Consider the following 25,134-nt stretch of genomic DNA (forward strand, 5'->3'; position numbering starts at 1 on the left):
ATGCAAAATAACCGTTTACATCTAAATAATACTAAATTATGCCGTAAAATTAAGGTGTAGTAACACATACCCATAACAATTTTCGTTAAAACGGTTATTTATCACAAGTTTTGGTAAATTATGGTTTAGAAAACTATTTCATCAAGCAATTGTAAAAGTTTGGTCGACCTTTTCAAAGGTTGTGGGTGTGGGCAAAGCCCACAAATACTTTCCGTTTATGCAATCTGACGATAGGTGCTGTAAAAAGCAGCATATCAAAAAGCCGAGATTCACGAAAAAGTGAGCCTCGGTGATTTTTTTTGCTTGCATTCTTGAAATTGTATAAAAATATGATATGAAAATATAAAGAATGTTAAAAATGTTTAAAATTTGGGCATAACTCGAAAAGGTGCAAAACCAAGCACCTTTAATGTAGAAAACTTTTTAGTTTTATGTACCTTGTTGATATGGCTTTTCGTTGATAGTAAATTATATCACAAAAATGACTGCATTCCTACCTTTCGGTTAGAATGCAGTCGTTTTTTATTTGGGCTGTTTTTTACAGCTCCTTTAAATGCCGTTTAAAATCGTTTGATTTGCATTTTAATTGATTAGTGGTGTAACTTTACATTTTTAATTAAAATGCGATATAAGACAATTTTATGCATTTGATTTATTAGCATAAACATTATCGTACAATATATCATCATATACTTTTTGAGCTTGTCTTCCCAAGTCACTATAGTCATAACCATTTTCATCCCAACAATCAGGATTCATATCAAGCCAATCCGAAAAAGCCTCAAGAGCATCTCTTACTGAAGCTGAGTTTAATATTTCATCTGCTTTTGGAATGTGATTTTTAACAAATTTTTTATTTTTATCATTTATTATAATCATAATATCCTCTCCGAATGATGTAGCTTGAACAGCCAATTTGTCTTTTGTGCTATATATGAAAGAACAACTTTTACCAGTAATATTTATGCTTTCATCCAGATATTCCTCACCATTCTTTTTCATATTTTTAAAAAACGGTTCTGAAATTTTTCGGGGATTGGCAATACTATCTTTAAGTTGCTCTATGGTTGTACCTAATCGCATTCCTTCGTGACTTGTTGAGGTTTGACCTAACACTCTGTCAATAAAATGCGTAGAGAAGTCTGTTATTTCATAATTTATGTCATTACTAATTTTCAGACCAACAAGCTCATCTTTAATTTCTTTGGCTTTAATTTCATATAAATCAAAACCTATCAAAGGAGAAATATCACCTTTATTAACAGCTTTAACATATTCCTGAAGAAGTGCATACTGCTTACTATCATTATACTTCACATTATAATAATCTGCAAGAGTTTTAATGCTATTTATGTTATGCTCTTTACTCCAATCAAGATAATGTTTATTTGCAGAGCTAACCGCCTTTTGTGCTGTACTCCTGCCAAAACCAACATTAATTTTCATAGATTTTGCGCTATGAATGTTATTAATAAAAGGTAGCATATAGATTTAAGTTTTCTTTCTTAAAATATTTTTTAATATATTCATCTTTTATCGGAGATAATATGTCATTGATCAGTTTAACTTTTTTTGGAATAATATCAACAGCAATAACTTTATTGTGTTGAGCAAGCAAAGTGGCAATAGATAAGCCAACATATCATGTTCCGGCTACGGCTATTTTCATTTTAATTACGCCTTTCGCTTTTTTAATTTATTCAGCAGGTTATTAATTGGCACACGAATAACATCCTTCTCATAATCATTCATGGAGAAGAACCAACTACCAACTGAATATAATACTACATATATCAAAGCAGTAAATAAAAATACACTCCAGGAATAAAAATTCACAAAATTTGACACTATAAATGTCATTACACATAATAGTGTAGGAATCCATGACATACATAAAATATTCTTCCAAAACAAAGGAATATTGATTTTAGTAACTTTGTAATAATATATATTCATTATTATTCCTTGACCTAAAATATAGGATACACAAGAACACAGTGCAGCTCCGATACCACCCAAATAAGGTACTATAAAATATGTGGATACTGCATTTAATATGGCTATTGCTAAATAAACCAAAGAACGAAATTTATGCTTATTTTGAGCTATTACAATTGTTAGTCCGGTATTTTGAATATACGGAATTACCAAAGGTATCATTGTTACCAGTGCTATATAGTAAGATTCTCCATAATTTTCACCTGCCCACATAATTAAAAATGGGTGACCTAAAGCTATAAAACCCGAAACTACTAATGCCAACAAAAGATACTGTAATCTTCCGACTCTAATAAAAACCTCGGACAAAGCTTGAGTATTTTCTCCATCCAAAGTAACCATTGAATTGATTTTAGGACCAATTACACCGGATACAGCTTGCGACAACTGCATCAATATATTATTAAATGTCGAGCCAACATTATAAATTGCAACAACTGCAGTTCCTACCAACGCACCTAAAATAACCTTATCTGTGGTCCAAAACAGCATATCTACCAAAGTTCCTATAAACATGTACACTGAAAATACGAGCAGTTCTTTAATAAATACACTTTCAAATCGTACAAATTTTGGTATTATTTTTAAAACCTTAAAGCAATAGTATATATTGACAGGGCAGGCAATAAAATTAAGTAAGAGTCCTGAGAATGTCATACCGATTGAGCCAAATCCACAATATAATAGTATAATGTTAGCAACTGGAGCTAAAACTGTAGAAAAAATATCAATAACTCTTCTAAATATGAATCTTTCATATGCAGTAATAATTGATGAAAAAACACTAATTGGAAAGGCAATGGCTGTGTTAAATGCCATCATAACAATCAATATTTTAAGTTTATCTACTTCCTGTTGCGTAAGACCCTTAGAAAAACATGAATCAGTACATAACATTAATATAAATCCGCCGATAATTACTAAAACAGATACTATCCCGTATATTATCAAAAATAAACCAAATATGCTTCTTACTTGTTCTTTCTTGCCTTCGGCTCTATACTTACATATATATCTAATAATTGTACTGCCAAATCCAAAATTCAATAATGATAAATATCCAACAATAGAGTTTGACAAACTGTATAAGCCATACTCAGCTTGACCAAGTATTCTTAACATAATTGGGGTATATATCATAGGTATAATACTACCTATTGCAAGATTGACATACGATAGTAACGTACCCACACGAAGTTGATTAACTTTCATTATGCAGTCTCCTTAATACCGAGTTAAAAAATATCTTTAATGGATTAGTTTTTCTGCCACTTTTCTGTATTTACTTAATTAGCTTTTTACGATTCAGTGGATATGTTTCACCATAATATAATTTATTTAAAACTGTCTTATATTCAAAAGCAGCATTGAATTAAGCTCATACTCCATAACTGAATTATTTTCCGAGAATGCTTTCCGGCCACTGATAATAATAGTACATCACTTCATTTGTAAATACAATTTTCTTACATTTATTAATTAGATGATGACTCATATAAATATCTTCAAAAATTTTACCGTCAGGATATTGTAATCCGTTATATAAATCCTTTTTAATAAGCTTAGCCCAAGAGGCAGCCATAATAAAAGAATAATGATCATTTTTATAAATTAATTCTAACCCTCTTTTATTATCAAAACACTCAACGGCAATATCATTACTATCTTGAAATATATAGTCTGTTTCACTGCCTTTTATAAAATCGCATATAGAAATATATGCGTCACATTTAATTAAATTTTCATACAGCTTTTCAATTATATTTTCTTTTATATAATCATCACTATCTATCCAGAATATGTAATTACCTTTAGCTAATTTTACTCCGAAATTACGAACATATGAAATACCATGATTTTCTTGATGTATTACTTTTATTCGATTATCGGTATTAGCATACTTTTTACATATATTGTAACTGTTATCAGTTGAACCATCATCTATAATCAATATTTCAAGATTTTTATATGTTTGTCTTAATACTGATTCTATACAATATGCAATATTATTTTCAACATTATAAACGGGTATTATAACAGACACAAGAGCTTCGCAGTTTTCTGTTTTAACCATTAATTAATCCTTTCGAGTACTCTTCTTTAAGTTCAGAATACTCTTTAATCTTATCGTTTAATGTAATTTTTATTTTATCTGTATTTTTTTCAAGCCATAAAAAAGAATTTAATAAATTGTTTTTCTGATTCAAATCCTGCACAGGAATAACATAATTATCATATGTACCAAACAAATCTTTAGCAATTCCTTTTGCTTTCACAGAATATCCTACAACTAAAGTTGGTACGCCGGTAGAATACGCAGCAATGGTTGAATGCGTTCTGGCACCAATAAAATAAGCACATTGACTTATAATATATTTTTGCTGCCTACAATTATGATCATCTACAATAGAAATTCTATTTTTGTCTGATATTTTTTTATATAATTGTTGCAATACTTTTCTATCATCATTAGAATCCCATATTACATGCGGAATTAATGCAATATTATAATCAGTTTGTTCAATGATATAATCAATTAAACATTCATAGTTTTCAAATGTTTTTCCACGGTTCTTTTCATAATCTAAAATCATCGGACTGATATTAATACCTATTGTGTTACCTTTTACAAAGTTTTTGGGTAACTCTGTCTTTTCAATATTAAGAAAAAATGCGGGATCAGGCAATAATATTGTATTAGGATTTACTTGCTTTATAGCATTATAAGATATACTTTCTCTTGCAATAATTAAATCGAATTTTTTAATGTCTTTTCTTATTCTATTATTTTCTAATACAGAAGGTTCAACAGATGTACCCCACAGCACAAGTTTTTTGACTTTTTTTCTTATTAAGTTATTCACAATAGGATACACTTCTGCATCAGAGTAGCAATAATTATCTCCTCCTACAAATAAACCAATATCCATATTATTAATTTGATTAATTGATTGCTTATGAAGTAAAGCGTCCATATAAATAGATTTATTAAAAATTTTCTGCATAAAATATGCTTTAACAAAATCTAAAGACTTTCGATTAATTGTATTTATCTCCTGTCGCAATTGTACAACAGAATCTAAACCATACTGAAGATCTTCACTGCAATTATATGACAAAAGTATAGATTGATTTAAATCTAATTTAAGCAATTGTGCAGTCGATCTTACTATAGCTTCACAACCATGGTTTTTACTCCCGCCATGGACATACATTACTACTTTCATATTATCTACCCAGTTTTCTTCTTATTTTTAATAAGATAAAAATAAGACTATATTTGTTTTTATTATATAAACATAAAATAACTTTTATTAATATTGAATTTACTTCTTTGGGATTAACTCTTTGGATAGTATTTTTTAATCGTTTATAATCAAATAAATATGATTTATATGAATTACAGTTACAATTAATTAATATTGTGTATATGTATCCGGCAACTCTTTTCATATATAGATTTTTTTCATTTTCTCCAAAAGAGTTGTGATTTTCCAAAAAAGTTCTTGTTTTATTTTGTATTTCAATTTGCTTTATAAAATCAATTTTTTTATCAGACATACCAATGGCGGAATTGTCTGTACCGATTAAATAAAAATATCCGGAATAATCTAAAAATAGTATACTATCTAATTTATTATAAATTTTAAGAAAAAAATCATAATCCTCTGATAAGTTTATACTTTTGTCAAATGAAATACTATTATCAGTTATAATACTTTTTCTAATACATTTACCTGCCACAAATCCATAAATACCGGTGTCCATCTGTTCTTTATAAAAATTTTTACATATATCATCTATTTTGATTACACCATTGTTAAGAGGTTTAATTGTATCTATCAGTTCACTGTTCTTACTTACTTTTGATAAACCTGAAATTATAAAATCATACTGTGGCTGATACAAATTTTCCAAATAATCACTTGCTACATAATCATCAGCATCAATAAAAGTTACAAAATCGCCACAAGACATATTCAAACCAATGTTTCTTGCATTAGAAACACCGTTATTTTCAATACTTATAACTTTTATTTTTTCATTTTCATACTTTTTACATAAGCTAAGCGACTTATCTATTGAACCGTCATCTACAATTATTAATTCCCATTCTTTAAAATTTTGACCGATAATTGATTGTATAGCCCTGTCTATATATTCTTCTTTATTATATACAGGCATAATAATCGAAAGTAAAGTCATTTTTTCATCCTTTTTTATTATATATTTTATATAATACTTTGGTTTTCTTATGATTCATTAGATATAATTGAAATCTTAATTTTATGGAAATATCTGATAAGTGCAAATTTTTAAAAGCTGTTTTTAACTCTTGTGAATTTAATATCATATTCATTTCATATAAAGCATCTTCTTCAGACAACTTAGAAGCCATACCTAAACAATTACATGCATAATATATCATATGGATTTTAAGTTGTTCAGAAAAATCATAATCAGAAATTTGATCAAAAAAATTATGTAAATACTCATTCATTTTGCAGTAAACATTCCATGCTCCCGCTCTATATGAAGTTGTGATAGTTCCCGGATTGGAATAATAATGATATAAATATTCGGTTTTTAAATAATAAAAGCTATTACATTTATATCCGACAATAGCACTAAACAAATTATCTTCTGACCATTTTACATCATTTGCGAAAGTAATAGAATTATCAGTCAAAAACTGACGCTTATATAGACAAAGGCAAACCGAAAGTAATGGTCCATAGTCAATATTACTTCCCATAATCAACGCAGGAAAAATATCGCTTCTGATTTTTTCTTTATCATAAAAGCCGGAATCAATATCAAGTGTTTTGTTGAAATTAGTACTGTTACTATTAATTCTTTGATAATCGCACATAACAAAGTCAACTTTATATTTAAGCGCTGCATTATACATTTTTTCATACATATCAGTTTCAATATCATCATCAGAGTCCACAAAACCTATATATTCACCTGTAGCTATCTTCAAGCCTGCATTTCTTGCACTGCTTAAACCACCATTTGCTTTATGTACAACTTTAATTCTATTATCTTTATCAGCAAATGAATCGCACATTATTCCGCAATTATCAGGAGAACCATCATCTACTAAAATTATTTCAAGTTCACTGAGAGATTGCTTAATAATAGAATTAACACATCTCTCTAAATATTTTTCAACTTTGTATACAGGAACTACAACACTAACTTTAACTTTATTCATAAAAATATCCTAACACATAATTAACTATTTTCAATAATTTCATATATTTTATTTATTTCTTGAGAATTTGAATAATCATTTTCAGCACAATTTTCAGAAAGCTGTTGCATAAGTACTTTATTATTTAATAACTTTGCTATGCCATCTGCACATCCTTGATTATACATAGGAACTATAATACCATCATAACCGTCTTTCAATTGACTTGATGATGTAGCAAATTTTGTAATAACAACCGGTTTGCAAAGCATTTGAGCTTCACGAACAGTTACAGCTTTTCCCTCATATCTTGACGGCTGTACATATAAATCACAATTTTTTATGTATGGATATGGATTTATTTTTTTGCCAAGAATAATAACATTATCTTCCATATCAAATTCTTTTATTTTACTTCTGATAATTTCCTCATCTGTGCCATAACCAATTAAATACCATTTTATATTTAACCCTTTTTCTAGTATAAGTTTACATATTGCAGGGACATTATCAAAATTTTTAGCTTCACAAAATCTACCGATTGAGAGTATTATAATTGAATTTTCTTTAAAATCCGTTATTTTTTCTTTTGATTGAAATTCCAAAAATTTAGAACTTAAGATATTCTCTATTGTTATTGACTTAGAAATAAATTCCGGATAATATTTCAAAAATTTTCTTGTACAATCATCTGACACATTTGCGATATAATCTATCTTTGAATAAACTAATCTATCATATCTTCTTGATGGATTTAGTGTATCATAGTCTGTATGAATCCAGGCGATTTTTGTTTTAGCATTAATTTTGTTAACCAAAACATCAGGAACGCCCAAAAAAGAGATAGCACAATCATATTCACCGGGTATATTAGGTAAAATCCACTGTAAAAAACGAGAAGTATATTGCATATGCATCCATACTCCCTCTTTTTCTTTAGACAGTAAACAATGTAATTTTAAAAATATTTTGCTTATAATCCTCGAAATGCCAAATAAATACAATTTACTTTTTATTAAACCAACTATAGGAACATCAAATGTTTTATATTTATTTATTTCCGGTATAATTGTCACTTTAGGATTAATAAATTCTAAAAATTCTCCTTCGTGTCTATATAAAAAAAGTTCAACATCATACTTATTATAATCAATAGCGTCGAGTAATCCCAATAAACTTCTCTCTGCGCCTCCCATAAACATAGAAGGCATAGTAAAAAGAATTCTTTTTTTCATGCTTTATCCTCAATATGTCTTATTTTCAAATTATTTTGCAATGTTACTATAGATTTAGACGGTATATCGTCCTTAATAATACACCCGGCACCTATTACGCAATTATCGCCTATAGACACCCCTTTTAAAATAATAACATCAGAGGAAATCCAACATTTTTTACCAATTTTTATTGGTGATGATTTATGTAACGGCAGCACTCCTTCATTAGAAGTAAACATATGATTATTATCAAAAATCTTCACATTTGGACCAAACTGGCATCCATCACCTATTTCCACAGATGATTTAACACTAATCATATTATTTTCATTAAAATAAACATTATTACCGATTATTAATTTTGCATTGTCATCTACAATTATTGTAATACGACCGTCATTAATAATTTTATCACCTAAATAAACACTGGATTTTTTTGAAAACAAAAGCTTTGAATTATACGAAAACAATTGATATCCGAATAGTTTTAATTGTTTACATTTAATAACTTTTATATAAGTTAATTTAATTTTATTAATAATTACTTTTAAATATGGTTTCATCTAATTTACCTTAACATTCTATGTATTGGTTTCATAATAGCACATCTTAACCTTTTATTTTTACTCATCCAAGAAGCTGAAAACCAATGAATCGAATAAGTATTACTTGTTTTTTCTAATATTCCTGTGGGAGCATCATAAGGATTAAAATAGTCCGAAGCATATACGGTTATACCATTTAAATATTGAGTTTTTCCATTAAGCTGCAATCCTAATTTTTTTATAGCTTCTGTATTTAAAATAGGACAACCTACTGTACCGCTTTTTCCATCCAAAAGTTTATCATATTCATTTATCATTAATTTTATTGCAGAACTGTCTTTCTCTGCTCCAAAGCCAATACCGGTATTAATATATTCATTAACTTCAAAGCCAACAAAAGCTTTATTTTTTAATAAATCGTTAATTGGTTTTATTACCTCAACATCAGTATCATAATAGATACCGCCTTCATAATATACAATCAACAATCTGGCATAATCGCTCAAAAACGCATATTTCTTATTATCATAGCAATATTTAGTATAAGCGTTTTGATACACATCAAAGTTATCTTCATTCCATTCGACAATTTCATAGTCCGGACAATATTTTCTCCAACTTTCAATGCATTTTTTGATTTTTTTGGATTTCTCTCCTCTGCCAAACCAACAATAATGTATTTTTTTAGGTATCATTTTATTCTCCATTTGTATTAAAACACTAAACTAAAAAGTTCACATAACATTTTGTAGCATATTCCTTTGAATGAATTTTTGCAGGATTTCCCAATACTACCGAATGATCAGGTACATCAAAATTAATAAAGCTGTTTGGTGCAATCATAACATCATTTCCTATATTGACTTTACCGACAATAGTAGAATTTATACCAACCGACACATTATTACCAATTTTAGGAACACCTGCTCTATCTCCTCTATTTTCTCTGCCTATAGTACATCCTTTATGTAAATTAACATTATCACCGATTATAACATCTGATGCCACAGTAATATTGTATGGATGCCCTAAATATAACCCTTTTCCAATTGTGGCTGACAGTGAAATTTCTAAACCATATTTTTTAGTCAATCTATATAATCTTGCTCTGTTAATACAGTTATTTTTTACTTTTAATTTTCTCCATAAATACATAAATTTAAGTTGATGATATAAAAATAAACTAAATTTAGCTTTAAAAGAAAAAGAATAGCTATTACCTGTCATTCTATAGTAATCATATTTAAAAATCTCATTCATAAGCTGCACCTTTTAAAAATTTATATCCAAGATACTTGTCCATAGCTGTTAGTAAAAAATTGGTAATTAGTATGCCATCCCATACCATAAGTAAATACGATTTGATATATAAAATATAATGTATAGCAGATATATGCCGCATTTTTTATCCACGGAATTTTTGAATTAACTACCATCTCGTTAACATTCCATACCAATAGCAATACAGAAAATACTTCGAAATATATATTAAATCTGGCATACACAGATGAAAACACTCCTGCCATTGTAAATACAGTGAAAAACAGAGCCATATTAAATACAGTGTTGTAATATTTATATTTATTTTTCATTAGATCTTTATTGAAAAAAGCTAAAACAATCGGCACAACACTTACCAATACTCTGAAGATATTTATGCTGTAATTCCATTCTTGTCCGGAATATCTATCACCATAATCCGATCCCGATAACAGGTTATCAACAAATCCTCCTGTCAATGGGGATGTAATTACAATTAATATTGAAAAAACTAAAATAAATTTTGTCACTTTACCGCAAGCTTCTGTATTTGTTATAAAATACAAAAGCAAAATAATATATGCCGATGTATGTATTTGAGCAACAATAAATACTAACGGTAAAAACAAATACCATTTTCTGTTCGCTAAAAGTTGAAATCCCGCAACTATTATTGCAGTAGCCAAATACTGTCTCAGTCCATTCATTGAATGTTCCCAACAGCCGGACATTATAAAAATATAAAAAGCAAATTTTAAATCACCGCTATAATTATATAAAAAATACATTAAAGGGAAAATAGTTATTAATGAAGTAATTTCAATAAAAACTCTCGGGTCAGTAGATATATAAGTATGTATGAACGACATATAAAACTGAAACAGCCATTCGTTTCCAATTGAAAAGGAGGATATGCACTCATCAATCGGCATAGCTTTAGTAAAGATTTCCCAATATGCTATAGTATCACCAAAATCAAATCTTTGTCCTGTTACATACACTAATAACAATGTTCCTAAAATAAAAAACAATGTATTTGTATCTCTTATCTTAGTCTTTTCGGTTTCAATTGTAAAATTTTTATCAAGCGGTTTTCTGCCAACATAAAACAATATTAATACTAATACTGTTGTATATACAAATACATTCATTAACTAAATCCCTTCAACCTTCATATAAGAAGATTTTGATTTTTTTACAACGATTATCTTTAACAGAAATCCAAGCGGAACGCTTAATACTGTTAAAAACTTTTCCGGTGATTCTTTTATAAAGTGTTTATTTTTAGCTATTAAAGAACTTGAAACATAGTGAATACAAGCCTTTATCTTTTGTTTGGTATTTATACTGTGTTTCATTTGTTCTTTTCTCCAAAAAGCAAATCCTTTTGGATTCCTTACATATTGTCTGTACATATTTGTACTCGAACCGTCCATTTGATAATCAACAATACAAACACATTCATTAAGTATTTTTAATTCATATTTTTCATCAATCAGATGATACTTATATGCAAGTGCAACATATTTCTCATTATCAAACACAGGATACGGAGGCGTTTGTTTTATTATATCTGTACTGTAAATTAGTTTTTTATCACCAAAGCCACCATTATTATAATACCCCATAAGGGTTGTGCTTTCTTTGTCTGTTGGCAATTCTTTGCCAATTACTTTTTTTGTTGAATCGGCAAAATCGAGTGCAATTATACCGGCATAACCTTTATTTTTGTTTTTATTCCAACAATCAATAATCAATTGCACCGCATTATCCGGCATATAATCATCCGAATCTACACAAACATTAAGTTCGGTATCAATATTTTCGTATGCCGTATTATGCGCTGTATGCATTCCGCCATTTTCTTTGTAAACATACTTTATTTCAAAGCCATTATTAATTTTAATCCATTCCTTTATAATCTCATATGGATTATCAGTAGAACCGTCATCAATAATCAGCCAAACAAAATCCTTAGATGTTTGTCTTTTTAAACTTTCATAAGTTCTTTTTAAAGTATTTATTCTATTATATAATGGTGTAAATACAGTTAAAGTTGCCATTTTCATTCTCCATAACAAAACGAAGTGTAAAAGTTTTGCAGTTTATTTGCATTATTTTTAATATCAAATCCAGAAGCTACAATTTCATCATATGTATCATTTTTCTCAATTTTTGCAGCCTCTATTATTTTATTCGCCCAAAAATCTAAAGGTTTTTCTAAACTATAATGAAAAACTCTATCTGTTTTTATACACTCCGGTGGAACATTATCGGATATAACGCATGGTAATCCGGCAGCTTGAGCTTCAATTATAGAAAGCGGCAAACCCTCGTAAAGTGACGGAAAAAGAAATACATCCATAGCCTGTAAAATTTTATTTACATCGGTTCGGTTACCTAAAAATAAAACACTATCAGATAATGCAAGAGATTCTACTTTTTCTTTAATTGCTTTCTGTCCATCGCCTGTACCAACAAGCACCAGTTTCGCCGCTGCATTCTTTTTATGCACAAAATTAAATACATCAATTATAAAATTATGATTTTTTTGAGGATTAAATCTGCCTACATGGCCGATAACAAAATCTTCTTGGTTAAAGCCAAGTTGTTCTCTCATTTCTTCACGAATTTGTTTATCGAAACGATAAGATTGGGCATCTATTGCATTATTTAAAATTGTATACGGCTTTCCGTTAAACATCCAATCGCCTGCCTCTTTTCCACAAGAAAGCAAATGTGTAGCGTACTTTGGAATTAATCTCTTAGAATATAATTTAATCGGATATTTTAAATTTTTATCTTGACTTTTATTGTGTGAATGAGCAATCCTAACTCTTACACCATTTTTTTGGGCTATTTTTAAAGGGTATGCGCTCATACAATCTAAATGACAATGTACAATATCATATTTATGTTCTTTAAAAAATGAATCCAAAGCATTAAAATAAGATTTTGAAAAAGGATTTAACATTGGCATATGATAAATTTTACCGCCCAAAGCAACTATTTCTTTATCATAATCAGCTTCTTCCTGACGATGAACAAGAAAGTCAAACTGAACTTTATTGCGATCAATATTTCTATAATAGTTCATTATCATAGTTTCAAGACCGCCTCTGCCCATATATGTTACAATTTGTAATACTCTTATCATACTAATCCTTCCAACAATCTATATTAAACATTTAATTTAAATCTAATGCGGCTATAGTTTGTTTCACAATCGAATTTTTGTCAAACTCTTTTTCCATTTTTTTACGAGCTTTCTTTCCCATTTCTTCACGAGTAGTAATATTTGTATTTAAAAACATTTTCATCTTTTCGTAAAGATTATCTGCATTTTTCGATTCACACAGCCAGCCTGTAATTCCGTCTTCCACAGATTCTCTGCATCCGGGAATATTTGTGGTAATTACCGGTCTGCCGGTAGCAGAAGCCTCAAGATTGACATTACTCATTCCCTCATGATAACTGGGCATCACTACACAGTCTGCTTTTGCATAATAAGGTCGAGGTTCTTCCTGGAAGCCGTGAAATGCAACAATGCCTTTCTCAACAAGTCGGTCAACTTTTTCTTTATACTCATCTTCAAAAAAGCCAACTAAATCCAGAATAAATTTCTCGCCGTTATTGTGCAGTTTCTCCGATGCCTCAAAAAGTTCATCCATACCCTTTTCTTTCATAATTCTGCCAAGATATAAAAATCTTGGCGGTTTATTATGCGGATATGGTTGGTAATTATATATTTCTAAATTTATGCCTGCACCGTTTAATACGGTTTCTTTTTCAGGTTGTATGATTTTTCTGCTTGTAAATTCATCAGCATTAACCTGATTTTCAAAAAATACAGTTTGTACTTTTTTAAAAGCGGTTTTATACAATAAAGTAACAAATTGGGCAAGACCTTTTGTTTGAAAAGCTGTTCCTAAGCCCTGAACATTAGCATAAAAAGGAATTTTTAGCTTAGAACACATTAGTCCACCATAAATATTAGGCTTAATTGAATATGTTATAACTAAATCGGGTTTTTCTTCTTTTAGCATTTTCTTATAAAAATTCATTAAAGAAAGATCGGTAAAAGGATTTATACCTCTTCGCTCCATTTTTGTTTCTATACAGTACAAACCCATATTCATAAAATCTTCATGATGACCGACAAAAGGCATACTTAATATTACCTCATTATTCTTCATCAACTCTTCAATTAACTCTTTCCTGAAACGATAAAGCATATATGAATGGTTAGTCAGAATCAAAATTTTCTTTTTCTTATTGCTCATCACTCATAGCTCCTGTTCCGCCTTCTACTACTCCCTCATGTTTAAATACGCTGACAACTGTCATAAACAAACACTTAACATCAAACGCAAAGCTCAAATTATCATAATAAACCTTGTCCATCTGTACTTTTTCAGGTATAGGAAGTTCATCTCTTCCGTTAATCTGAGCCCAACCGGTCAACCCTGGGGTTAAATTATTAATGTTATATTCATCTCTTTCAGCTATTAAATCATCTTGATTCCACAGTGCAGGTCTAGGTCCTATAACACTCATATCACCTTTAAATATATTAAAAATTTGCGGCAATTCATCTAAACTTGTTTTTCTTAGAAATTTGCCAACTTTAGTGATATATTGTTCCGGATTTTTTAACAAATGAGTAGGACAATCTTTCGGAGTATCAATTCTCATTGTTCTGAATTTAAGTATATTAAAATATTTTTTATTTATTCCGATTCTCTTTTGCTTAAAGAAAATCGGGCCTTTACTTGTACATTTTATAACTACACAAATCGGTAAATAAACTATTGAGAGAAATACAATTGCCATAAAAGAGCATATAACATCTAAAATTCTCTTAATTATTCTATTGTAAATTGTTTTTTCTCTGTTCATAATTAATACCTCTTAATATATGCACACATTTACACACTACACTTTTTCATAATTATATCACATAAAGTTCAATATATCAACAAAATAGCTTATTTAAGATTAATATTACTAATAAATTGTCATTTTTCCTTAATATATGCATATTAACCAATACAAATTTGACTATTTTGCATTTTTTTACAAAATCATTGTTAATTTGCAAGAAAACCTACAATTAAATTTGATTATAGTACACAAAATTTTGGGTTCAGCTTTATTTGCAAAAACAGCAGCAATCCTTGCCCCTGAGAGAGTGAAAACAAATACCAACCAATCAGGAGTTCTGCAAATCATAGAGTGCTTTTAAAATTTTTTATTATTTTTAGGGGTCATATCATATACAATATTATTTTATATTATATTAAATTATTGCGATATAAAAATCTTATATAAATGCTATAAATCATAGTCTATACCACTATCCGATCTCGGCAACCGTTTTATCATAGTTATCTAATAAAATATAATTATGTTTAAATATTTGCTTATCTCAATTTGCAATACATCTCTCGACCTAATAAACAAAACACTTAGGCTGAATTGCACTTTCATCACCAATAATAGCTATTATATAGTTTCACGACAAAGTTTCTTTCAGCACTTAAATATAACATATTAGCTAAATTTTCGATATTTTTCTCTAATTTATTGCAATATTCTATATCAATATGGTATAATTTTAAATACATACTACCCAATAAAAGCTGCAGCAGGTGATTAACTTGAACGAAAGCGAAAAACTTTTAAAAGCAAAATCATATCTTGACAAACTCGCCAACGGAATAAATCCAATAACCAATGAATTGGCGTCAGAAAACGATACTATAAATAATATACATATTTCAAGATGTCTTTTTTATGTTTCCGATGTACTTAGAAATTTAATTGAAAATAACAACAATCCGCAAAAAAGAAAAACAATAAAATTTCCTTTTCTGTTACACCGCAGCAATTAGCAGATTATGTTTTTGATGATAACCCAATTACAGTTACCGAAATTACCAAAAAGCTTAACAATTTGATTGATACAGAGGAAATGAAAGGAATTAAAACAACAAGCATAACTAATTGGCTTATAAAAATTAATATGCTTGAATATTTTGCAGACGAAAACGGTAAAAATCATAAAATCCCAACTGAAAACGGTATTCAACTCGGCATCACAACACAGGAACGCTTGAGGATGTACGGTTCATATAAAGTCGTTTTATATGACAGCAATGTCCAACAATTTATACTTGACAATATAGACACAATTGCGTATTACAACACTCAAAAGAAATCATATAATTTTAATACGGAGGGCAACATATGAAAAAAAGTACACTTGCCAACAATTTCATCTATTATCTTTTTTGCGGGTTCAGCGGTGCGGTAATAGCCTGTATAGTATGGCTATTTCTTAAATTAATAAGCCTTGGAATCAGCTTTATATGGGAAACTGTTCCATCATATATTAATTTTACATATTATCCTCTTGCAGTTTGTACAATCGGCGGAATACTGCTTGGAATATATCAAAAAATCTCAAAAGCAGTCCCCGACGAGCTTGAAGAAGTAATGAAAAAAGTTAAGCGAGATAAATTTTATCCGTACAATAAAGTGCTGTTGCTTTGTATTTCCGCACTTATTCCACTGCTTTTCGGCGGCAGTATCGGACCGGAAGCAGGACTTACAGGAGTTATTGTCGGACTTTGTTACTGGGCAGGCAATCATATGAAGAATGCACAAAGTAAGATACCCGAACTTATGCAAACAGGTGTGAGCGCCACATTAACAGCTATTTTTTATGCACCGCTTTTCGGTCTTGCCGCAGCAAATGAAGAACAATTAGATACCCAAGACAAAGCAACCGATATACGCACAGGCAAATTAATTTCAAATATCGTAGCTGTGCTGTTTGCAACAGGAACAATATTTTTACTGAATCAAGCTTTCGGCGGCAGTATGGGATTACCGAGAATAGGCGAATACAACATTACAAATACTGAAAGACTATGGGGTATTCCTCTTGCACTTCTCGGCACTTTAGCTGGACTTTTATTTATAATATCAGAAAAACTGCTCAAAATTTTATTTGATAAAATTCAGAGCAGTTTAGGAATAATAATAAGCACCACACTCGGCGGAATTATTCTTGGAATTTTCGGTACATACCTTCCGCTTGTGATGTTTTCGGGTGAAGACAGCATTAACGAGATAAATAACGGAATTGGAGAATTTGCGCCGTGGATACTGATAATTTCAGGATTATTAAAACTTGTAATAACAAATGTTTGCATTAAATCAGGATGGAAAGGCGGTCATTTCTTCCCCGTTATTTTCTGCGGAGTGAGCATCGGCTTTGGTGTAGCCCTACTTATGGGACTTGATACCGCATTTTGCGCAGCAGTAATTACCGCCGCACTTCTCGGTGTTACAATGCGAAAACCTCTTGCAGTAACCGTACTTCTCCTACTCTGCTTCGATGCAAGAATTCTTCCATGGATTTTGCTTGCGGCTTTTTTGAGCAGTTTGGTGGTAGGGAAAGTATTAAATAAAAATAAACATCAAAACAAATAAATAGCAAAAAGGAATCAAAACTTCAAAAATTTGATTCCTTTTTTCCATCATCACGGAAAAATGTGGATAATCAAAAGTAAATATTGAAAAAGAGCATAGGAAGCTCCGGAATTGTAGTTGACAAGACAAACAACGGAGGAGAGAAACCTATGCTCTTTTTAGATGACATCAAAGTCGAATTTTAAAGTAAAGGATTTCAAGGAACACATATAGGAGTCAGCCATAATAAAGATAAAAGCGTACTGTTTTTGGAGAGCGTAAGGTCAACGCAGTCAATCCGATGCCCTTATTGCAGAGGCAGTGTATATATTTATGAAAACGGACAAGTCAAACTCAAAGATATTCCATTACAGAAAAATGACTGCATTCCTACCTTTCGGTTAGAATGCAGTCATTTTTTATTTGGGCTGTTCTTTTACAGCACCTTTAAAATTCAAATAATCACTATACTTTGGCAGAAATAAAATTACTTAGAAAGTAACTTCTTAATTCTTTCAACTGCCTCAATTGTGTTTTCTCTGTCACCGAATGAAGTAAGACGGAAGTAACCTGCACCGTTCTTACCAAAGCCCTCACCCGGAGTACCTACTACATTAGCCTCGTTAAGAAGGAGGTCAAAGAATTCCCAGCTGCCCATATCATTAGGGCACTTGAGCCAAATATACGGTGAGTTCTTACCGCCTGTATAATAAATGCCGAGTTCATCCATAGCTGATGAGATAATTTTTGCATTATCCTGGTAGTAAGAAATATTCTCCTTAATCTGCTTCTGACCCTCTTCACTGAATACAGCGGCAGCTGCACACTGTACAGGCCAAGAAACGCCGTTAAACTTAGTTGCCTGACGGCGATACCAAGTATTGTAGATGTTGTGACCGTCACGCTCAAGCTCTCTCGGAATGATTGTGTAGCCGCATCTTGTACCTGTAAAGCCTGCTGTCTTTGAAAGTGAGCACATCTCAATTGCGCACTTTCTTGCACCCTCAATTGCGAAAATTGAACGAGGGAGATCCTCTGTAATAAATGCCTCATATGCTGCATCATAGAGAATGATAGCGTCATTCTTGATTGCATAGTCAACCCACTGCTTTAACTCGTCAGCTGTATAGGCTGAACCTGTTGGGTTATTAGGTGAACAGAGATAGATGATGTCAGCCTTTACATTCTCATCAGGAAGAGCCGCAAAGTTATTCTCACGGTTTGAGTTAGCATAAACAATCTTTCTGCCTGCCATAATGTTTGAGTCAACATATACAGGGTAAACAGGGTCTGTAACGAGTACAACATTATCCTTGCCGAAAATATCGCCAATGTTGCCGCAGTCTGACTTTGCACCGTCTGATACAAAGACTTCGTTTGCGCCAACTGTTACGCCAAAACCTGCATAGTAGTTAGAGATTGCCTCTCTGAGGAAAGCGTAACCCTCATAGTCAGGATAACCCTTGAATGTATCCTTATGTGCAAGGTCTTCTGCGCCCTTTTTCATAGCCTCAATTACAACAGGAGCAAGCGGAAGTGTTACATCGCCGATACCGAGCTTAATTACCTTCTTGTCAGGGTGTTCCTGCATATACTTATTTGTTCTTGATGCAACCTCTGCAAAAAGATAGTTTGGCACGAGGTTGTCAAAATTTCTGTTAATCTGCATTATTATCAATCCTTTTCTGATATATGGGCAAAAGGTTAGTGACAAATAATTGCCAAAACCAAGAAAATTCCAAAATCACTTATCAAGCGAAGCCTTAATAAACTCTCTGAAAAGCGGATGTGCTCTGTTAGGACGGGACTTAAATTCAGGGTGATACTGAACACCGATGTAGAACTTATTGGCAGGAATTTCAACTGCCTCAACAAGCATACCGTTAGGTGATGTACCTGTAATAATCATACCTGCCTTTTCAATTTCTTCTCTGTAATCATTATTAAATTCATAACGATGACGGTGGCGCTCCTGTACTTCAGGCTTACCGTAAGCTCTTTCCATAATTGAGCCTTTCTTGATAACGCAAGGATAAGCACCGAGGCGCATTGTACCGCCCATATCTTCAATACCGAGCTGTTCAGGCATAAGGTCGATTACATTGTGCTTGCCCTCCGGAGCAAACTCACCGCTGTTTGCATCCTCATATCCGAGTACATGCTTAGCAAATTCAATTACTGCTGTCTGCATACCAAGGCAGATACCGAGGTACGGAATATCGTGCTCACGAGCATATTTTGCAGCCATTACCTTACCTTCAACACCTCTGTTGCCAAAGCCGCCCGGAACAAGAATACCGTCAACATCGCCTAAAAGGTCATCTGCCGAATACTTTGTGATAAGCTCACAGTCAACCCACTTGATTTCAACATCAGCGGAATTTTCGTAACCTGCGTGACGAAGTGCCTCGGCTACTGAAAGGTATGCGTCGTGAAGTGCAACATATTTACCGCAAAGAGCAATTTTGCATTTCTTTGAACGGTTATTGATTCTTTCAAGCATTTCTTTCCACTCTGTAAGGTCAGGTGTTTTGTCTGTAGCTATGTTAAGTTCACGGCAAACAACATTTGAGAAGTTGCTCTCTTCAAGCATAAGCGGTGCCTGATAAAGAGTCGGAAGTGTAATGTTCTCAATTACACAGTCAGGCTTTACATTACAGAACAAAGCAATTTTCTTAAAGATACTCTCTTCAAGCGGTTCGTCACAACGAAGAACAATAATATCAGGGTTGATACCGAGTGAACGGAGTTCCTTAACCGAATGCTGTGTCGGCTTTGATTTATGCTCTTCACTGCCCTTAATGTACGGAACAAGTGTAACATGAATGAAAATACTGTTTTCTCTGCCGACTTCAAGCGAAACCTGACGGATTGACTCAAGGAAAGGCTGGCTTTCAATGTCGCCTACTGTACCGCCGATTTCCGTAATTACAATATCGGCGTCAGTCTTTTCACCTACATTGTAAATAAAAGACTTAATTTCATTTGTAATGTGTGGGATTACCTGTACTGTTTTGCCGAGGTAATCGCCGTGACGCTCTTTTTCAAGTACATTTGAATAAACCTTACCTGTTGTAAGATTTGAATACTTGTTGAGGTCTTCGTCAATAAAACGCTCATAGTGACCGAGGTCGAGGTCGGTTTCTGCGCCGTCCTCAGTTACATAAACCTCACCGTGCTGATACGGGCTCATTGTACCTGGGTCAACATTGATGTACGGATCAAGTTTTTGAGCGACTACCTTAAGGCCTCTTGCCTTAAGGAGTCTGCCGAGAGAAGCTGCTGTAATACCCTTACCAAGACCGGATACTACGCCGCCTGTTACAAATATATATTTTTTAGCTTTTTTTTCAGTATGATTAGCCATAAATTATACCTCAATCTCTCCTTCAAATACTTTTTCGGCGTTACCTGTCATATATACGGTTTCGTCTGTGTAATTGATGACAAGGTCACCGCCCTTGAGCTTGATTTTAATATCGTCGCCCTTTTTGCAGAAGCCGTTTTCACAAGCCGCAACAGCTACCGCACAAGCGCCTGTACCGCAAGCCCATGTTTCGCCTGAACCTCTCTCCCATACTCTCATCTTGATTGTATGGTCGTCAAGAACTGTAACAAATTCTGTATTAACTCTCTCCGGGAAGAGTTTATCGTTTTCAAACATAGGACCAATCTTTTCAATGTCAAGATTGTCAATGTCATCCATAAATACAACGCAGTGTGGATTACCCATAGATACGCAGGTAATGTTGTATTCCTTGTCGCCGATTGTAACAGGCTCGTTTACAATCTTGTCCTTATTCATAGCAACAGGGATTTCCTTTGGATCAAGAATTGCCTTGCCCATATCTACTCTAAGGCTTGTTACCTCACCGTTGGTTGTGTAAGCCTTAAGGCTCTTGATACCTGAAAGAGTTTCAATTGTGATTTCGTCTTTCTCCTTGTAATCAACCATACCGTGGTCATAGAGGAACTTACCCACGCAACGGATACCGTTACCGCACATCTTACCCTCTGAACCGTCAAGGTTGTACATCTTCATCTTAGCGTCAGCAACCTTAGATGGGCAAACAAGAATAATACCATCGCCGCCGATACCGAAGTGTCTGTCTGAAAGTCTTACAGAGAGAGCCTCCGGATTGTTGATTTCCTGATCAAAAGTGCTGAAATAAATATAGTCATTACCGATGCCCTGCATCTTTGTAAATTTAAGCATTTCTTTTTCATCCCTCATATGGTTAATATCTATAAGCTCTGTACTGTGCTGTGAATAATGGCTCTTAAGGCAATCCGCAAGTGCGTTTGCGGTATCAAGAGCTGTAAGACAAGGAATGTTTCTCTCAACTGTCTTTCTGCGGATTTTAACAGAATCTCTTGACGGAATTCTGCCCTTTGCGGAAGTTGAAATTACATACTGAATCTTACCCGACTCAATAAGTGTGAGTGTGTTGTCTGTCTTGCACTCGTGAATCTTCTTTACGGCAACAGCGTCAATACCGTATTTCTTAAGTACGGCTGCTGTACCCTCTGTAGCATAAATCTTAAAGCCGAGGTCATAATACTTCTTGGCAATTTCGCCGATTTCTGCCTTATCGGAATTACGAACAGTAATAAATACACCGCCGTTTTTCTTCATCTTGTAACCTGCACCGATAAGTCCCTTATAAAGAGCCTCTTCAAGAGTACCTGCAACACCGAGAACTTCACCTGTTGACTTCATTTCAGGTCCGAGGTGGTTATCAACATTGATAAGCTTTTCAAAGCTGAATACCGGAACTTTTACTGCAATGTAAGGGCTCTTTCTGTAAAGACCTGTGCCGTAACCCATATCCTTGAGCTTTTCGCCGAGCATTGCTCTTGTAGCGAGGTCAACCATAGGTACGCCTGTAACCTTACTGATATAAGGAATTGTTCTTGATGAACGGGGATTTACCTCAATTACATAAAGCTCATCGTTATAGATAAGGTACTGAATATTTACAAGGCCCTTTGTCTGTAACTCAATAGCAAGGTTCTTAGAACTTTCAATGATTGTCTGTGTCATCTTGTCAGAAATATTCCAAGCAGGATATACAGCGATTGAGTCACCGGAATGGATACCGGCTCTCTCAATATGCTCCATAATACCCGGAATGAGAATATCCTCACCGTCACATATAGCGTCAACTTCAAGCTCTGTACCCTGTAAGTATTTATCAATAAGGATTGGGTTCTCTATATTCTGTGCAAGAATAATAGCCATATACTCCTTAACATCAGCCTCGTTAAATGCGATAATCATATTCTGACCGCCAAGTACATAAGACGGACGGAGAAGTACAGGATAGCCGATTGTTTCGGCAACCTCAAGAGCCTCATCGGTTGTCATAACCGTTACGCCTCTCGGACGCTTAATGTGGTATTTCTCAAGGAGTTCGTCAAAACGCTCTCTGTCCTCTGCCATATCAATGGCATCATATGAAGTACCGAGAATATTAACACCGCAGTCGCTCATATGCTTTGTAAGTTTGATAGCTGTCTGACCGCCGAATGCTACTACAACACCGTATGGCTTTTCTGTATTGATGATACCCATAACATCTTCTGTTGTAAGCGGCTCAAAGTAAAGTCTGTCGGCAGTGTCGAAGTCGGTAGATACGGTTTCAGGGTTGTTGTTTACGATAACAACATCATAGCCTGCCTTTTTAAGTGCCCATACGCAGTGAACCGACGCATAGTCAAATTCGATACCCTGACCGATTCTGATAGGGCCTGAACCGAATACGATTACTGTCTTTTTATCTGATTTATTATTTTTAATAAACTCTTCTGCCTCGTTTTCCTTATCAAAGGTTGAGTAGAAGTAAGGTGTCTGTGCCTCAAATTCAGCGGCGCAGGTATCAACCATTTTATATACAGGCAAAAGGTTCTTTTCGCATTTCTTACCTGTAATAGCCTCAATAGTTCTGTTAAGGAATCCCATTCTCTTTGCTCTGTAGTAGAGGTCATCTGTAAGCTCGCTGTTTTTAAGCTCATTCTCAACAGCAATGATATTCTTGAGTTTCTCCAAGAACCACTCGTCAATAAGTGTAACTTCGTGAATCTGCTCTACAGTAATGCCTCTCTTGAGTGCCTCATATACGCAGAAAATTCTCTTATCATCGCAAACGCTTAATCTGTCGTAAACAGACGCATTTGAAAGTTGAGCAAATTCCTTATCATCGAGTGTATCGTGAGAAATCTCTGCACCTCTTACAGCCTTCATAATAGCCTGCTCAAATGTAGGAGCAATAGCCATAACCTCGCCTGTTGCTTTCATCTGAGTACCGAGTGTGCGGTTTGCATATACAAATTTATCGAACGGCCATTTTGGGAATTTAACTACAACATAGTCGAGAGCAGGCTCAAAGCAAGCGTATGTTGTACCCGTTACGGCATTCTTGATTTCATTAAGTGTGTAACCGATAGCAATCTTAGCCGCTACCTTTGCAATAGGATAACCTGTTGCCTTTGACGCAAGAGCAGATGAACGGGAAACTCTTGGGTTTACCTCGATTACGGCATAATCAAATGTTTCCGGATTAAGTGCGAACTGGCAGTTACAGCCACCCTCTACCTTTAAGGCAGAGATAATATCGAGCGCCGCACTTCTGAGCATCTGATACTCTTTATCTGCAAGAGTAACGGTAGGAGCAATAACGATACTGTCGCCTGTATGTACGCCGACAGGGTCAAAGTTCTCCATTGAGCAGACAGTAATAACATTGCCGTCGCTGTCACGCATTACCTCAAACTCTATTTCTTTCCAACCCGAAATACATTTCTCTACAAGAACCTGTGTAATCGGTGAAAGCTCAAGACCGTTTGAAGTAATCTCTCTTAATTCTTCCTCATCATTTACGATACCGCCGCCTGTACCGCCGAGTGTAAATGCAGGACGAATAATTACAGGGTAGCCGATTTCATCTGCAAATTTTACTGCAGACTCAACATCGTTTACAACGAGTGACGGAATAACAGGCTGTCCGATTTCGAGCATTGTGTCCTTGAACATCTGTCTGTCCTCTGCCTTGTCAATTGTTTCGGGATTAGCGCCGAGGAGCTGAACTCCGTATTTATCGAGGAAACCTTCCTTTGCAAGCTGCATAGAAAGTGTAAGACCTGTCTGACCGCCGAGTGTGGAAAGAAGGCTGTCGGGACGCTCTTTTTTAATAATTCTTTTAACTGTTTCAAGTGTAAGCGGCTCGATATAAATTTTATCAGCCATTGCATTATCTGTCATAATGGTAGCAGGGTTAGAGTTTACGAGAATAACCTCAAGTCCCTCTTCCTTAAGCGCACGGCAAGCCTGTGTGCCTGCGTAGTCAAATTCAGCAGCCTGACCGATTACAATCGGACCCGAACCGATTACCATAACTCTTTTAATGTTGCTTTTAAGTGGCATAAAATCATTCCT

Annotated in this window: 21 protein-coding genes and 1 pseudogene; 3 read left to right on the forward strand and 19 right to left on the reverse strand. The window is 33.3% G+C overall.

Going from position 1 to position 25,134, the window contains the following annotated elements; all coding sequences use genetic code 11:
* Nucleotides 1–639 precede the first annotated feature (639 nt).
* The 16 genes and pseudogenes from I2E21_RS00120 to I2E21_RS00190 form a co-directional block, all read right to left on the reverse strand.
* On the reverse strand, nt 640–1,446 hold the full coding sequence (locus I2E21_RS00120; protein ID WP_195410015.1) for a hypothetical protein: 807 nt from the start codon (nt 1,444–1,446) through the stop codon (nt 640–642).
* A gap of 31 nt (nt 1,447–1,477) precedes the next feature.
* Nucleotides 1,478–1,627, reverse strand: a pseudogene (locus tag I2E21_RS12160) (UDP-glucose 6-dehydrogenase); the annotation flags it as partial.
* Between the two features lie 47 nt (nt 1,628–1,674).
* The gene (locus I2E21_RS00125) at nt 1,675–3,210 is read right to left on the reverse strand and encodes an oligosaccharide flippase family protein (protein ID WP_195410016.1); all 1,536 of its coding nucleotides are present in this window, start codon (nt 3,208–3,210) and stop codon (nt 1,675–1,677) included.
* Between the two features lie 184 nt (nt 3,211–3,394).
* Nucleotides 3,395–4,072, reverse strand: a complete 678-nt coding sequence (locus tag I2E21_RS00130) for a glycosyltransferase family 2 protein (RefSeq protein ID WP_195410017.1) — start codon at nt 4,070–4,072, stop codon at nt 3,395–3,397.
* Entirely contained in the window at nt 4,065–5,225 is a 1,161-nt protein-coding gene (locus tag I2E21_RS00135; protein ID WP_195410018.1) for a polysaccharide pyruvyl transferase family protein, read from the reverse strand. Before I2E21_RS00135 ends, I2E21_RS00130 begins: the two co-directional genes overlap by 8 nt.
* Before the next feature lies 1 nt (nt 5,226).
* Nucleotides 5,227–6,204, reverse strand: a complete 978-nt coding sequence (locus I2E21_RS00140) for a glycosyltransferase family 2 protein (protein ID WP_195410019.1) — start codon at nt 6,202–6,204, stop codon at nt 5,227–5,229.
* Nucleotides 6,205–6,208: 4 nt separating this feature from the next.
* A complete protein-coding gene (locus I2E21_RS00145) occupies nt 6,209–7,219 on the reverse strand; it encodes a glycosyltransferase (protein ID WP_195410020.1) in 1,011 nt (336 codons plus the stop codon).
* 20 nt (nt 7,220–7,239) lie between these two features.
* Nucleotides 7,240–8,433 (reverse strand): glycosyltransferase, encoded by a 1,194-nt coding sequence (locus I2E21_RS00150; RefSeq protein WP_195410021.1) that lies wholly within the window; start codon nt 8,431–8,433, stop codon nt 7,240–7,242.
* Nucleotides 8,430–8,978 (reverse strand): acyltransferase, encoded by a 549-nt coding sequence (locus I2E21_RS00155; protein ID WP_195410022.1) that lies wholly within the window; start codon nt 8,976–8,978, stop codon nt 8,430–8,432. Before I2E21_RS00155 ends, I2E21_RS00150 begins: the two co-directional genes overlap by 4 nt.
* Nucleotides 8,979–8,983: 5 nt before the next feature.
* Nucleotides 8,984–9,655 (reverse strand): glycosyltransferase, encoded by a 672-nt coding sequence (locus I2E21_RS00160; RefSeq protein ID WP_195410023.1) that lies wholly within the window; start codon nt 9,653–9,655, stop codon nt 8,984–8,986.
* Nucleotides 9,656–9,680: 25 nt separating this feature from the next.
* Nucleotides 9,681–10,220 (reverse strand): serine acetyltransferase, encoded by a 540-nt coding sequence (locus tag I2E21_RS00165; protein WP_243240562.1) that lies wholly within the window; start codon nt 10,218–10,220, stop codon nt 9,681–9,683.
* Nucleotides 10,221–10,240: 20 nt separating this feature from the next.
* Nucleotides 10,241–11,371, reverse strand: coding sequence for an EpsG family protein (locus tag I2E21_RS00170; RefSeq protein WP_195410024.1), 1,131 nt, complete (start codon nt 11,369–11,371; stop codon nt 10,241–10,243).
* Between the two features lie 3 nt (nt 11,372–11,374).
* A complete protein-coding gene (locus tag I2E21_RS00175) occupies nt 11,375–12,283 on the reverse strand; it encodes a glycosyltransferase family A protein (RefSeq protein WP_195410025.1) in 909 nt (302 codons plus the stop codon).
* Nucleotides 12,284–12,285: 2 nt separating this feature from the next.
* Complete coding sequence (locus I2E21_RS00180) at nt 12,286–13,377, reverse strand: glycosyltransferase family 1 protein (protein ID WP_195410026.1); 1,092 nt, start codon at nt 13,375–13,377, stop codon at nt 12,286–12,288.
* Nucleotides 13,378–13,408: 31 nt separating this feature from the next.
* Nucleotides 13,409–14,503 carry a glycosyltransferase family 4 protein gene (locus I2E21_RS00185; RefSeq protein WP_195410027.1) on the reverse strand — a complete coding sequence of 365 codons (1,095 nt, stop codon included), beginning with the start codon at nt 14,501–14,503 and terminating at the stop codon, nt 13,409–13,411.
* Nucleotides 14,493–15,119 (reverse strand): sugar transferase, encoded by a 627-nt coding sequence (locus tag I2E21_RS00190; protein ID WP_195410028.1) that lies wholly within the window; start codon nt 15,117–15,119, stop codon nt 14,493–14,495. The genes I2E21_RS00185 and I2E21_RS00190 overlap by 11 nt, the downstream gene beginning before the upstream one ends.
* A 761-nt stretch (nt 15,120–15,880) precedes the next feature.
* Between I2E21_RS00190 and I2E21_RS00195 the strand changes: the two genes are divergently transcribed.
* From I2E21_RS00195 to I2E21_RS00205, 3 genes are all read left to right on the forward strand, one after another.
* Nucleotides 15,881–16,114 carry a hypothetical protein gene (locus I2E21_RS00195; RefSeq protein ID WP_195410029.1) on the forward strand — a complete coding sequence of 78 codons (234 nt, stop codon included), beginning with the start codon at nt 15,881–15,883 and terminating at the stop codon, nt 16,112–16,114.
* Between the two features lie 80 nt (nt 16,115–16,194).
* Entirely contained in the window at nt 16,195–16,473 is a 279-nt protein-coding gene (locus tag I2E21_RS00200; RefSeq protein WP_195410030.1) for a hypothetical protein, read from the forward strand.
* Nucleotides 16,470–17,720, forward strand: a complete 1,251-nt coding sequence (locus tag I2E21_RS00205) for a chloride channel protein (RefSeq protein ID WP_195410031.1) — start codon at nt 16,470–16,472, stop codon at nt 17,718–17,720. Before I2E21_RS00200 ends, I2E21_RS00205 begins: the two co-directional genes overlap by 4 nt.
* A gap of 466 nt (nt 17,721–18,186) precedes the next feature.
* On the opposite strand, the gene I2E21_RS00210 is transcribed toward I2E21_RS00205, so the two are convergent.
* The 3 genes from I2E21_RS00210 to carB form a co-directional block, all read right to left on the reverse strand.
* Complete coding sequence (locus I2E21_RS00210) at nt 18,187–19,368, reverse strand: LL-diaminopimelate aminotransferase (RefSeq protein WP_195410032.1); 1,182 nt, start codon at nt 19,366–19,368, stop codon at nt 18,187–18,189.
* A gap of 75 nt (nt 19,369–19,443) precedes the next feature.
* Complete coding sequence (locus I2E21_RS00215) at nt 19,444–21,066, reverse strand: CTP synthase (RefSeq protein ID WP_022235519.1); 1,623 nt, start codon at nt 21,064–21,066, stop codon at nt 19,444–19,446.
* A 3-nt stretch (nt 21,067–21,069) separates the two neighbouring features.
* Nucleotides 21,070–25,122 carry a carbamoyl-phosphate synthase large subunit gene (carB, locus tag I2E21_RS00220; protein ID WP_195410033.1) on the reverse strand — a complete coding sequence of 1,351 codons (4,053 nt, stop codon included), beginning with the start codon at nt 25,120–25,122 and terminating at the stop codon, nt 21,070–21,072.
* Nucleotides 25,123–25,134 lie beyond the last annotated feature (12 nt).

Origin of the sequence: Ruminococcus sp. BSD2780120874_150323_B10 (assembly GCF_015553695.1) — a bacterium.
Taxonomy (GTDB): domain Bacteria; phylum Bacillota; class Clostridia; order Oscillospirales; family Acutalibacteraceae; genus Ruminococcoides; species Ruminococcoides intestinale_A.

Bases quoted from the DNA above. Each gene is read 5' to 3' on its own strand.
- I2E21_RS00180 (WP_195410026.1), bottom strand. From the start codon at position 13,377: ATGATAAGAGTATTACAAATTGTAACATATATGGGCAGAGGCGGTCTT.
- I2E21_RS00145 (WP_195410020.1), bottom strand. From the start codon at position 7,219: ATGAATAAAGTTAAAGTTAGTGTTGTAGTTCCTGTATACAAAGTTGAA.
- I2E21_RS00155 (WP_195410022.1), bottom strand. From the start codon at position 8,978: ATGAAACCATATTTAAAAGTAATTATTAATAAAATTAAATTAACTTAT.
- I2E21_RS00160 (WP_195410023.1), bottom strand. From the start codon at position 9,655: ATGATACCTAAAAAAATACATTATTGTTGGTTTGGCAGAGGAGAGAAA.
- I2E21_RS00170 (WP_195410024.1), bottom strand. From the start codon at position 11,371: ATGAATGTATTTGTATATACAACAGTATTAGTATTAATATTGTTTTAT.
- I2E21_RS00125 (WP_195410016.1), bottom strand. From the start codon at position 3,210: ATGAAAGTTAATCAACTTCGTGTGGGTACGTTACTATCGTATGTCAAT.
- I2E21_RS00200 (WP_195410030.1), top strand. From the start codon at position 16,195: ATGAAAGGAATTAAAACAACAAGCATAACTAATTGGCTTATAAAAATT.
- I2E21_RS00215 (WP_022235519.1), bottom strand. From the start codon at position 21,066: ATGGCTAATCATACTGAAAAAAAAGCTAAAAAATATATATTTGTAACA.
- I2E21_RS00140 (WP_195410019.1), bottom strand. From the start codon at position 6,204: ATGACTTTACTTTCGATTATTATGCCTGTATATAATAAAGAAGAATAT.
- I2E21_RS00190 (WP_195410028.1), bottom strand. From the start codon at position 15,119: ATGAACAGAGAAAAAACAATTTACAATAGAATAATTAAGAGAATTTTA.
- I2E21_RS00175 (WP_195410025.1), bottom strand. From the start codon at position 12,283: ATGGCAACTTTAACTGTATTTACACCATTATATAATAGAATAAATACT.
- I2E21_RS00120 (WP_195410015.1), bottom strand. From the start codon at position 1,446: ATGAAAATTAATGTTGGTTTTGGCAGGAGTACAGCACAAAAGGCGGTT.
- I2E21_RS00150 (WP_195410021.1), bottom strand. From the start codon at position 8,433: ATGAAAAAAAGAATTCTTTTTACTATGCCTTCTATGTTTATGGGAGGC.
- I2E21_RS00135 (WP_195410018.1), bottom strand. From the start codon at position 5,225: ATGAAAGTAGTAATGTATGTCCATGGCGGGAGTAAAAACCATGGTTGT.
- I2E21_RS00205 (WP_195410031.1), top strand. From the start codon at position 16,470: ATGAAAAAAAGTACACTTGCCAACAATTTCATCTATTATCTTTTTTGC.
- I2E21_RS00165 (WP_243240562.1), bottom strand. From the start codon at position 10,220: ATGAATGAGATTTTTAAATATGATTACTATAGAATGACAGGTAATAGC.
- I2E21_RS00210 (WP_195410032.1), bottom strand. From the start codon at position 19,368: ATGCAGATTAACAGAAATTTTGACAACCTCGTGCCAAACTATCTTTTT.
- carB (WP_195410033.1), bottom strand. From the start codon at position 25,122: ATGCCACTTAAAAGCAACATTAAAAGAGTTATGGTAATCGGTTCGGGT.
- I2E21_RS00185 (WP_195410027.1), bottom strand. From the start codon at position 14,503: ATGAGCAATAAGAAAAAGAAAATTTTGATTCTGACTAACCATTCATAT.
- I2E21_RS00130 (WP_195410017.1), bottom strand. From the start codon at position 4,072: ATGGTTAAAACAGAAAACTGCGAAGCTCTTGTGTCTGTTATAATACCC.